Raw genomic sequence first — 11,284 nt, 5'->3', positions numbered from 1 at the left:
GAGTTCGTCGGCAGCGTCAGAAGTGTATAAGAGACAGGCCCTGCCACGTCAGCTCGATGGCGACCTCCGGCGGAAGGTGGCCGAGCTGTGCGTCCGGGTCCGGTCCTTCGGCGAGGTAGACAACGGTCTGGCCGGTCTCGTCGACCGACTGCAGGACCTGCGCCAAGCGGTGCGCCATCGGGGCGAAGGGGTTCATGGCCTGGCGGACCGGAGCACTCCGGTCGCAGCCGGACAACAGGTCGATGAGATCGCCGACGGTCATCTCCGGGGACGTCACGGACAGCCTCCTGGGGTTCGGGGGAAACGGGGGCAGTGGAACGGGCCGGCCTTCGGTACGGCCAGCGCTCACAGGGCGGGCACTACGTGTCGGTGTCCGCGCTGTCAGAGACGGCGTGAGGTCTCCAGCACACTCGCTACGGTGGCGGCGACGATGTCGGCCGGCGTCTCGGTATCGAACGACAGGTGGTAGCCGCGGACTTTGGCGGTTCCGGTGACAGCGATCTTCCATCCCTCGCCATCCGTGCCGGGGCGGCCGAGCGGAAACCAGCCGAGGTAGAACCGGCCGTCCTTGGAGCTGACGTGCACGTCCGCGCGATCATCGACGATCAGGTGGAAGTCCTCGGCGGAGAACTGGTCCATGACCAGGGTCGGCTGACCAGGGCCCAGCTTCCACTCCCGCGGTCGCAGGGCTTCGACGGTGGTAGAGAAACCGGGGCCCGCAGGGGCTACGGTCACGGGCAATCACCTCTCTGACCTGGGGTTTCTTGCAAGGTCGTCTACGTTGACATGCCCTCGCGCCCGTTGGCCAGTCTTTCCGCGATCTTTCCTGTCTGCCCCCGGCGAACTGTTATCTTTTGTCATCCAATCAAGGCGTTTGACAGCGAACTCAGTCGTTTCGGCTTCTCTGACAGTGAATCCAGTCGTGAGGAGTGAGCACGCTCTACGCGGTCCGTACGTCGGCCGCGGCCACCGAGCCGGGCGAGCACCTGCGCCCGTTGTCAGTGCACCATGCGGCCCTCAGCCTCACCCTCGCGCAGCCGGCGCGCCTGTTGAGATGGAGGACGACATGAGTGACGGCACACGGACCGCCGCACCTTCGCCGGAGGACGCGCTGCGTTCTGCCCGCTGCTTGTCCGTGCCGAGGCGGCCGTCATGGCGATCTTCGCCACGCGGGCCTACGAACTGGGCTGGACGGTACGGGCAAGCTGAGCGGCATCTTGGATCACGTGACGCTGTCCTGCGACGCGGGCCTCTCCACTCTCCAGTCCGCCGCCACCGCCGCGATCCCCGCTGGCCTGGCCGTCGCCAAGGGTGCCGTCGGCACCCTTCTCGGCCGTACCGGGACCGCCTCCTGGCTCCCGGCGAGAACCGACCCCGCATCCACGTCCACGACCAACTGACCGTAGGAGCCGCGCCATGCCCGACGGAGAGGTCGCCCTTGAACTGGCTGCGCTCCGCCGCGCCCTCGAAGTCGGGCTGGCGCGCATCGACGGCCAACTCGCCCTGATCGCACAGCGATCCGACCAGATCGACAAGGCCGTCGAGGAACTCGGCGACAAGTCACTGCCCTCGAACGCACCCGCTGGCCCCTGCCGACCGTCGGAGTACTGACCAGCCTCGCAGCTCTCGGACTCGCCGCATGGTCGGCGCTCGGCCACTGATCGCACCGGACCACAGAGACACTCGCCCTGGGTACGTGGCCTTCGTGGTCACCTGGTCGGCGTTCGCAGTGTGGTTCCTGGGACATATCGTGACGTAGCGTCGAGTGTCCGCGAGTTGGCCGCCTTCCGACTCGTCAACTCGTCGATGTGGAAACAGGTCGTGACCGTACGGTAGGTGCGCAGGGTCAGTACAGCGCCGAGCGAGCGTCCAGAGATCAAGGCGGAGCCGCAACAGGGAGATTCATTGACGTCGCCGCCACTTCCCCCCATTCCTCCACCACCGGGATCCCGCACAGGTTCCGTGAAGCACATCCACCACGTGATCGAGAACTTGATGGCTGGGCGGCCGGAGGCGTGCCACCTGGCGAAGGCCCTGGCCAAACAGGCTCGTGCCACGCACCGCCGCATGGCGAGAGCACGTGCCGTTGGGTTCGAGGCGTACGAGACGACCCTCACCGACCTGCTTCTGACGGAGCTTGCGCATGTGGACCCGCGTTTCTGGCGGGTGGTTAGGTTCAAGCCGCACGAGGAGCGAGGGAACGGCGCCGACTGGGAGTGGTGGATCCAGCGGAGCGACTTGTCGTGGGTGCGTCTCTGGATTCAGGCCAAGCGCCTCTACCACCCCGGCGAACGCTACGAGGAACTCAAGCGCAAGGTCCGGAGAGGATCAGACGGCAGGATTTGGCAGAGTCGGTTGCTGGTCGAGGCCGCGCGACGGGAAGGCCGGAACGGTAACGTCCTGCCGGTCCCGCTGTACGCCTTCTACAACTGCCTGCAGGGTAAACAGGCTGAGCCATGGCCGTGTAAGAGACTTGAGCCGTGTCAGCAGCAGCCCCTGCTCGGCATCACGATCGCCCCTGCCCAGCAGATCGACGAGCTGATTGTGAAGGGTAAGAACGGCTACCGCGACGTACTGGCCGAAAGTAAGCCGCTGTCGTGCCTGGTGCACTGCCCGACAGTGTGGTCGTGGCATCCTCAGGACTCGTACGCCTCGACGCTGCTGATGGGCATGGAGTGGCTGCACACCAACGACGTCCTCCCTTCGGCTCCGTCTCTGCCTGGCCGCATCGAAGAAGCGCTTGAGACGGACGACGAGGTGGTCGCCGAGGAGTCGGACCCTCGGATCGCTCTCATCACGGGTCACGCGGCGCTCCCCGGTGCTCGCATGGATGAAGTGCCACCAGGGTTGGCCGACCTGCGGGAGCGGTTCGACCTGCGGGCACTGGAGCGGCAGGGGTGGCGGGAAACGACGTGACAGCGCCCCGGGCAGAGTGCGAGTCAGATCCCGGGGTGCTTTTCCACATTGGAAAGAGGCGGAGAGCCTATGACCAGCGCTCAACTTGAGCAAGCACGAGGCATGTCCCACCGGGTATGGGTTCCGTGTTGCCATAGGCCCGTATTGCGTAGCAGCACTGTCACCACCGTTCGGGTCGCCGTGTCGATGACGCAGGCGCAATCTCGACGCTGGTGGACGCGCCGGGCACCTGGGTATTTCGGGTCGCCTCCGTAGGTTTGCTCGGGAGATATGACGCACCGCAGCACTTCACTCTCATCGAAACCGAGCTCCTTCGCCCGGGACAGGGCGTGCCGGCTCAGCGTGACGCCTGCATGCGTGCGAAGTCGGGTCAGCGCGCGCTCTCGACGAGCATCACGTCGGGCGTTGCTCATGAGGCGACATCACCGGACACTAGATCCATGACAGCGCTTCTGCCCCAGTCGCCGGTGCGCTTCCGCGTGGGAATCGCTTCCAGCCTGAGGTGACGAGCGATCTCCTCATACGAGTACCCCGCCTGGCTCCGCAGGCGCTTCGCGACGGCCCTCGCGTGATCGATGGACCGGGTGGTCTCGATCACGGTGTGGCTGTCGTGCATCCGAAGGGCAGCGAACGTCTTGATCACCTCCCGCAGAACTCGCTCTTGTCCGGAACCTTCAACGGTCGACTTCACCGACTTGCCCGCCTCCAGAACCTGGACGCCGAAGTGCTCGACCCACCTGTACGCGACCAGCCGGTCCAATTCGCTGGGAAAGAGGGAAGAGTCGGCTACGTAGAGGGTGCGGACAGGCGCGGGTGTGGTCACGAGGTGGAGAAGGTCTGTGAGCCCGAAGTCCGGAGTGCTCGGGGTGAAGGAGAAGGCGAAGAGGTGGTCGTGCGCCGTCGCGATGTTCTGGACGTCCCTCGATCGCGTGAGGTGATCTCGTTCGTCGTCTGGTCCGTAGACGGCCATCACCTCGAACTCCTGGAGAACTTGATGTGACCTCCCGCTGGTACGGATCCGCTCGCCATCGACCGTCCGGGGGGCATCGTCGTCCCAGCACGCGTCTTGGAGGAGCCGGTGAACGACCTGCTTGTTGAAGTCCTGCTCACCCTGCACGCCATCCCACATGTAGCCCGCTTGGTTGAGGAGGTCCGCAGTCTGCGCCAGGGTCAGTTGAAACCCGACGTGCAACTTGTGTGCGAGCCGCACCACTTCGTTCTTGCTCAGGCCGCGGCCGATGTCCAACTGGCCCTGCTTGCCTCGTTGGCGAGGAAGAAGAGCCCGAAGTGCAGCGCAGGTAGCCTGAACCTGGTTGCGAACACCTCGCTCGGTGTTCCGCAGCGGGTGATCAGGTTCGATGACATCACCGGCCACGGTCAGTGTCGCTCGGTGATCCCGGATCTCGTCGCGGACCATCTCCCGGGTGATCGGATCGCCCAGGTCATCCCACCTGGACACGCGGATGCTATCCACGAGATCGGCACGCAGGCAGAACAGAACCTCCTGGAGCGCTGGACGATCGCCCGCCGCTACCCTGCTGCGTGACTCCGCTTCGGTACGCCATAGCGTCCCGTCCTTCGGCGCCTTGTCTCCATGACGCACCACGCGATACCCGATTTCGGACGCCGACATGCTTCCCTCCAAGGCTCTGGCCAGCAACGGAGCGCCACTCTGTCAGCTCCCTGGGTCCCTGCAAGCGAGCAATTAGTCCGGCGATTTCGACGATGCGGACGTTCAGAACGTCGAGGTCCCGGTCGCTGATCTGGGAGCGCAGCATTCGCGCGGACTCCGTGGCCCACTCCAGATACGTCCACAGCCCCTCGAAGGCAGTGAGATACGGCCGCTGCAGGTTCATCGCGGTGGTGTGGACGCCGCTGAGGACCTGCCGGATGTTCTTCCGTTCTGCGCCGGGGCGAGGAGTGATAAGCATGTGCCGATCCTGTCAGCGCGGCCCCCAGGTGCGCCTTGGGTTCCCATAAGGGGTGACATAGGGCTTCGACCGGCACCCGGCCCCTCCGGCTCGAAGAGCCTCCTGCCCTAGGTCGACCAAGGAAGTTTCTTGCCAACCAAGTTAGTCCGCCCAGGTCACAGACCGACAGCAGACTAACTTCGCTGTCAACGGACAACTGTTGTCCGGTGACACTGATGTGGGATCTCAGATGGTGTGGCCAAAATTCACGGCCATTGGCCACCTCGTGGCCGATTGGCCACGGGTCTGAGATCCCCGAGCCACCTTGCTCGCACTTTTGGGTGCAGCGGCCCCCCGCCCGGCCGCGCTGTCCGACCTGCGGGCTACGGTCGGGCCATGAGCACACGCGCGTACGAAGGAACGTCCTGGCCGGAGCGCTCCGGGCCTTACGGCGCAGTCCTGCGGAGAGGAACACGAGCCCTCGCGCCCCCCGTAGCCGCCCCGTCGTCCCCGCTCGATGCGAGTGCTCGTCGTACCGGCCATCCTGCTCGTGGCCCTCCTACGGACCCTCGCGAGCGCATCCACTGCGCGGCCCTCGTCCGCCACGCCCCCTGCCGTCCCTGACTGGTCGACCTGCCCCAGCAGCCGCCCGCCGCCGAACTGGCCTGGACCCGCGCTGGCCCCGTACCGAGGACACCCGGCAAACACCTGGCTCCGCACCCCGGCACCAGGTGGCTCCGCCGTCTTGGTGGCGGCCGTCGCCACCGCCGTACTGCTCACGGCGCTCGCACGCGTCTGAAGGGAAACACGACCATGCCGGACCTCCGCGCCGAAGTGCGTGCGAAGACACTCGACCGCATTACTTCGTACCAGGGGGCCAAAGACCGCTGGAACCTGTTCCGCAGCCTCAAGAACCTCATCGAACAGGCCATCCGCGACTACGAGCACCGCGCCCTGGTGGAGCTCCTGCAGAACGCCCACGACGCTCATGACACGGGCGACTTGGGAGGCCGGGTCCTGATCAGGCTCGACCACGACGAGGGGCCGCACGGCGCGGTGTACGTGGCGAACACCGGGCGGCCCGTCAGCCGCAGCAACTTCGACGCGATCACCGACATCGCCCAGTCGGACAAGCGCCCGGAGGAGGGCATCGGTAACAAGGGGATCGGCTTCAAGAGCGTTCTCCAGCTGACCGGAGCACCTCAGGTCTACTCCGTCTCCGAGGAAGGCGGCCGGGTCTTCGACGGCTACCGCTTCAGCTTCGCCGACGAGACCTCGCTCAAGGACCTCCTGGACGGCGACGCCACTCTCGCGGCGGAGGTGGCCGCCGACGTCTTCCACCTCTGCCTGCCCGTGCCCCTGGACAGCGTTCCCGACACCGTGAACGCCTTCGCAGCTGACGGATACGTGACCGTGCTGCGCCTGCCGCTGAAGAGCGAGGAGGCCCGGGCCGAGGCGGCCGAACAGCTGACCATGCTGTCCGCCGGTCCGCCGGTGCTGCTCTTCCTGCGCCGGATCGGCTCGCTCACTGTCGAGGAGCGGCAGGACGGCTTGGTCGACCGGCGCACCCTGACCCGGACCGAGCGGGCGGACGCCGAACTCGACCGGCTCACGGTCAGTACGGTGACCGTCGGCGACGGCGGCGCCTTCGTCCTGCTCGACCGGCAGGTGGCGGCTGAGGCTTTCGGCGACGCGGTCGAACGCAGCGTGCTCGGCGACCACATCAGCGAGGGATGGCGCGACTGGCAGGGAGACGCCCGGGTCACGCTCGCGATTCCCGTCGAGGAAGGGTTGACCAAAGGACGCCTCTACACTCACCTGCCGATGGGCGAGCAGGCCGTTGCCCCCCTTCCGGCCCATGTGAACGCGCCCTTCTTCGCGAAGCTAGCCCGCGTGGACCTCGAGAAGACGGTCCCACTCAACGACTTCCTCCTGGACGAGTTGGCTCTCCTGGGGGCCGAGACGCTCCTCGCCTGCTCCACCGGGACCCTGGAGCTCCCACCGACCCTCTGTGCGGACCTGCTGAGCTGGGACGCATCTATGTCCGACCGGCTGTCCCGGGCCTTCAAGCGCCTCGGACAAGAGGTCGGCACCGCCCCGATCATCCCCCTGGCCCCGGGCGCGCGGCCGTGGGCCTCCCTCACGGAGGCCCGGCTCTGGGACGACAAGGACCGGACCCTGTTCACGACCGACCGGTTGAGCCGGGACGCGGACGCCGTACTCGTACACCCGTCCGTCACCGGGCAGCGTGCGGCCCGGCTCGAGAAGGCCGTCGCCACGCTCGTCGGCCGCTCACCCCGGCCGTCGGATGAACTACTGGCGAAGTGGGCCGAGAGCCTGGCGCGCAGCCTCGCCGACGCGCCCTTTCAGCCGGAGTTATGGGCCCGCTTCTACGACGAGCTCGCCGGCTGCGTCGAGCGGCCCCGCGCACTCCAGGGCCGCCGCATCCTCATGGACGACGACGGAAAGCTCCGGCTGTGCAACGCGGCCGACGGCAGGGTCAGGCGTGCCACGGCCTTCTTCTCGCCCAGAGCGGACGGCGAGGAACAGGCAGGATCCACGGAGCAAGGCCCCCGCCTTCCACGGTCGCTGCGCCACCGGGTCTTCTTCGTGTCGCGGAACATCCCGTGGAAGAACCGCCTCGGCAGCATCACGATCAAGCAGCGGGGCCGCCGGATGCTCGAAGACGGCGGTCTGGTCAACGAGTACCGCGCCGACGAACTGCTGGCACTGGTCGCCCGCTCCCTTCAGGACAAGCCCACGCCGGAGCTCGCGGCGGAGGTCCTCGCCTGGGCCTTCCGGCTCTCCAGGAGCGACACGGCACCGTGGCGGGACATCCAGGCCATGGGGCTGCTCGTCCCCGGCGCCGACGGTGTGTGGATACCCGCCTCGAAGGCCCTGCTCTGTGCCGAGTGGGGCGGAGAACGAGCGAAGCTGCTCGGAGAGCTCATCGACCGCGCGCAGGACGTCTCGGAGGAACTCGCGGTGCTCCGGGGCCGCTTGACCGCACCCCCGGAGCACCAGGCATTCCGGGGCGCGGACCGGGCGGAGTGGCGTGCCTTCCTCGGGCGTCTGGGGGTCGGCGCGGGGCTCTGCCCCGAGCCTGTGCCCCGCTCCACCCTGCGGGCGGACGGCCGTCACTTCACGGACGGCAGGCCCCCGACGATGTCCCTGCCGCAGGCCACCGCGGAAGTCTGGCTGCGCCATGTGGAGAAGGAACCCCCCACGGATCGGCGGCCGTACACCGAGTACGTGGGCCAGACTCCTCTGTATCGGCTGCCCGGCCAGGACGACCACCACCATCTGTCCGACGCCGCGAAGCGGGTGTACGCCCGGCTCGTGGCCGCCGGTTGCTCCGAGTGGGCCGCCGATGCCCTCCACGTCACCGTGCGGCGCTACAACGACCGGTGGGACTCCTTCAGCCTTCCCACGCCGGTGACCGCCTTCCTCGCGGAGGCCGAGTGGATGCCCGTCGCGTCCCCGCGCGAGCGCGCCGACTGGCGGTTCGTACGGCCTGAGGCCGCCTGGACGCACGGGGACGAGGCCGCCCCGTCGTTCGTCCCCCTGCTGCCCTCGGCGCTGCGCCGTGCGTTCCAGGCGAACGACCGTGCGGTCCGTCGCGCAAGAGGCTGGGGACTTGAGCGGTGGGACTCCCCGGAGACCGCCGCGCGTCGGGTCCGCGAGCTCACCGAGCTCTTCCGCGACGGCGCCGTCCCCGAGACGATGACGGCCGCATTCCGCCGGGCGTACGAGGACGCCTGGGCGGAGTGCGCCCAGACGCGCCAGGACCCCTACCCCCAGGGCTCGGAGGCGGCGGTCGTCGTCAGCCGGGGCGGTCGGCTCGAAGCTGTCACACTCGCCGACGACACGGACTCCCCGAACACCGTGGATCACCTGTACGTGGAGGACACCGACGCACGCCAGCTCGTCCAGCTCCTCGAACAGCGCGGTGCCCCGTTGCTCCGCATGCGCAACATGCACGGGGGCGCGGTGGCCGCGCTCCTTCAACGGTGCTTCGGCTCGCGCGTCCGGAGGATCTCCCGAGCACGAGTCGAAGTCCGGGTGGACGGAGAGGCGTTCCACGCCGGGACCGCGGGCGACCCGCTGATCACGTCCGAGCGCGACTGGCTCCTCACCCTCGTCGCGGCCGTGATCGACCTGCGCGCCAGCCGCTTCCGCCGCCCCACCGCGGAGTCCGTGCGCCGCGGTTGCGCGATCGCCAAGCGCATCCAGATCGTCCACGCCGGCGTCCTGACCTCCGTCGTGGACGAGATCGCCGAGCGGCCCGGCCACGGCGGCAGACGGTGGCTGGCCGTCCCACACCAGGACACCCCGACTCTCCTGCTTGAGGGGCCCAGCCAGGGCGAGGAGGACCTGCTCCAGCGGTCCGCCGCGGGGATCATGGAACTCCTCCACCACCCCGAACTCGCCGACACCCTCCGCATGGCCCTCCTCGACCTGAACACGGCCGGCTGGGGCCCGGGTCAGAGCCCGGACGCCGACGCGATCGCCGACGTCCTGGGCGAGGACCGGGCCCGGGTGCGCGAGATCACCGCAACCCTGCGACAGCCCCTGGACGCCCTCCTGGACATCCTCGTGCCACTGCTCGCGACACTCGACCTCGAAGCGGCCCACGCCCTCCTGTCCAACGACGAGGCCCTCGCCTCAGAGACCGAACTGGACCGCTGGCTCGCCGCCCGGCTGACGCCGACGGACCACCGGACGCTGCGGGCGGCGGCCCGCCACCCCGACCTGGACACCGCCCGCAGGGCCATGTCGCTGTCGCTGCGCGAGCTCAACGCCGCGATCGCCGCCCTCGGTTCGACCTACCGGCCGCTGCGCAACGCCGAGGGCATCGAGCAGGAGTTCCGGCACTTCGTCGCCGGCCGGCGACGAAGCATCCTGGACGCGCTGCGGGTCGGCTTCCTGGACGCGTTCCGGTCCGGAGCCCCCCTGACCTCGTACGCCGAGAACCGGAATTTGACCGGACTCGTGCCGGACACCGCCTGGGCGGACGAACACCTCCATCTGGAGACCGCCCTAATGCAGGCGCACGTCGACCGCTGGCTCACCGGACTCGGGGCCCCGCCGCTCGGTACGGACGCGGGGCTGACGCCCGTGGACGAACTCCGGCTGACCAACCGGCCCCTCCTCCTGGAACGGCTGAAGCGCGCACGGACCCTGATCCACGCGTGGGAGGCCGCGCACGGCGAGTCCACCTCCGGCCTCCCGGGGGACCCGGAGAACCTCACGACCGAGGCCACCGCCGCCGGGCTGCTCGACTTTTTCCCGCTCGACGACGCCACGACGCTGCGCTGGCTCCGAACCGGAGACCGCTGGCCCGCCGCCGTCCCGCTCGCCCTGACACCCGGAGACCTCGGCCTGACCACTGGTCAGCTGGACGACGCCGAACGGCAGGAGAAGAGGGAGCGGCGGCTGCGGCAGGAGGAGCGGCGGCACATCGTGGTGGACCGCACGAGGATGTCGGCGGAGGAGGACAACTACCACGCGATCGTGGAGGCCGTACGGGGCGGCCTCACCCCCGAGTTCCTCGGCTCCGCGGGCGACGCCCCGCTCGTCGCACTGGGCCGGCAGACACAGCGGCTCCCCGGCGCCGGGCGCCCCGGATTCTCCGCTGGCCGACGGGGCAAGCTCTCCGACACACAGGCGCTCGCGGTCGGACTCGCGGGGGAGGTCGCCGCCCTCGCCTGGCTCATGAACCGGTACGACGCCGTGGACGAGAGCGCGTGGGTGTCGGGCTACCGCAACAAGGTCCTGGGTGACGGCATGGGCGACGACACGCTCGGCTACGACCTCATCGTCGAGAGGAAACGGTCGAGCCTGCTCTTCGAGGTGAAGTCCTCGGCCGGAGGCGAGGGGGAGTTCGTCCTCTCGCCCACCGAGATTGCCCGGGCGCGCTCCCTGAAGAAGCGAGAGACATACCACATCCTGTACGTCTCCCACGCCCTCGACGCCGACCTGCGGAAGATCCACCTCCTACCCAACCCGCTCCACCCCCGGTCGGCCCACTTCTTCCGCTCGGTCGGCGAGGGCCTGCGCTACAGGTTCCAGCTGTCGCGGACGGGGGAGCGCCGGACGGGGACCTGAGCGAAATAAATGCTTGGCAACCCAATCCAGTCGGGCCAAGTCAACGCACTGATCGCGACCAACCCAGCTGTCAAATGACAACTGCATGGTCCGGCGTTGTGGCGTGCGCCAGCCTCATGTGGGCAGGGGGCCAGCCAGTTGTCGCTTGGTCGGTCCATCCAGTCCGAAGTCCCATGTCGAGGATTCGGACACGGTCGTGAGACTGAACGGCTGGACACGAGCATGAGACTCCACAAAAGCCGCAGTTCGGAGTCCCTTCGTAGGACGTGAGCCGCGAGACCCTACAACTGACCTTGACCGCTTGCCACTGAAGTTTGACCGCGTGGGACTCGGCGGCTTGGAGGGGAGAT

At 68.2% G+C, this 11,284-nt stretch carries 8 protein-coding genes; 5 read left to right on the top strand and 3 right to left on the bottom strand.

Annotation, left to right across the window (positions count from 1 at the left end; all coding sequences use genetic code 11):
• Positions 1-16: 16 nt before the first annotated feature.
• A complete protein-coding gene (locus C1J00_RS48535) occupies positions 17-277 on the bottom strand; it encodes a hypothetical protein (RefSeq protein WP_102908869.1) in 261 nt (86 codons plus the stop codon).
• A gap of 104 nt (positions 278-381) precedes the next feature.
• On the bottom strand, positions 382-735 hold the full coding sequence (locus C1J00_RS11085; protein WP_102908868.1) for an SPDY domain-containing protein: 354 nt from the start codon (positions 733-735) through the stop codon (positions 382-384).
• A gap of 491 nt (positions 736-1,226) precedes the next feature.
• On the opposite strand from C1J00_RS11085, the gene C1J00_RS45210 reads away from it, so the two are divergent.
• The 3 genes from C1J00_RS45210 (at position 1,227) to C1J00_RS11070 (ending at position 2,916) form a co-directional block, all read left to right on the top strand.
• Positions 1,227-1,400 (top strand): hypothetical protein, encoded by a 174-nt coding sequence (locus C1J00_RS45210; RefSeq protein WP_159064555.1) that lies wholly within the window; start codon positions 1,227-1,229, stop codon positions 1,398-1,400.
• A gap of 16 nt (positions 1,401-1,416) precedes the next feature.
• Positions 1,417-1,611 (top strand): hypothetical protein, encoded by a 195-nt coding sequence (locus tag C1J00_RS11075; protein WP_439333393.1) that lies wholly within the window; start codon positions 1,417-1,419, stop codon positions 1,609-1,611.
• Between the two features lie 351 nt (positions 1,612-1,962).
• Positions 1,963-2,916: a DUF6615 family protein gene (locus C1J00_RS11070; RefSeq protein ID WP_102908866.1), complete on the top strand. Its 954-nt coding sequence runs from the start codon at positions 1,963-1,965 to the stop codon at positions 2,914-2,916.
• A 409-nt stretch (positions 2,917-3,325) separates the two neighbouring features.
• On the opposite strand, the gene C1J00_RS11065 is transcribed toward C1J00_RS11070, so the two are convergent.
• Positions 3,326-4,033 carry a hypothetical protein gene (locus tag C1J00_RS11065; RefSeq protein WP_180989503.1) on the bottom strand — a complete coding sequence of 236 codons (708 nt, stop codon included), beginning with the start codon at positions 4,031-4,033 and terminating at the stop codon, positions 3,326-3,328.
• On the opposite strand from C1J00_RS11065, the gene C1J00_RS45205 reads away from it, so the two are divergent.
• Together C1J00_RS45205 and C1J00_RS47640 are read left to right on the top strand one after the other, a co-directional pair.
• Positions 3,995-4,462 carry a hypothetical protein gene (locus C1J00_RS45205; protein WP_180989502.1) on the top strand — a complete coding sequence of 156 codons (468 nt, stop codon included), beginning with the start codon at positions 3,995-3,997 and terminating at the stop codon, positions 4,460-4,462. The two genes, C1J00_RS11065 and C1J00_RS45205, sit on opposite strands and share 39 nt — an antisense overlap.
• Before the next feature lie 1,177 nt (positions 4,463-5,639).
• On the top strand, positions 5,640-10,934 hold the full coding sequence (locus tag C1J00_RS47640; protein WP_102908864.1) for a sacsin N-terminal ATP-binding-like domain-containing protein: 5,295 nt from the start codon (positions 5,640-5,642) through the stop codon (positions 10,932-10,934).
• The last annotated feature ends 350 nt before the right edge of the window (positions 10,935-11,284 follow it).

The organism is Streptomyces cahuitamycinicus (genome assembly GCF_002891435.1).
GTDB classification, from domain to species: domain Bacteria; phylum Actinomycetota; class Actinomycetes; order Streptomycetales; family Streptomycetaceae; genus Streptomyces; species Streptomyces cahuitamycinicus.
This window is presented reverse-complemented; position numbering and strand designations above follow the sequence as displayed.

Coding starts and splice junctions, on each gene's coding strand:
- C1J00_RS11075 (WP_439333393.1), top strand. CDS start 1,417: ATGCCCGACGGAGAGGTCGCCCTTGAACTGGCTGCGCTCCGCCGCGCC.
- C1J00_RS47640 (WP_102908864.1), top strand. CDS start 5,640: ATGCCGGACCTCCGCGCCGAAGTGCGTGCGAAGACACTCGACCGCATT.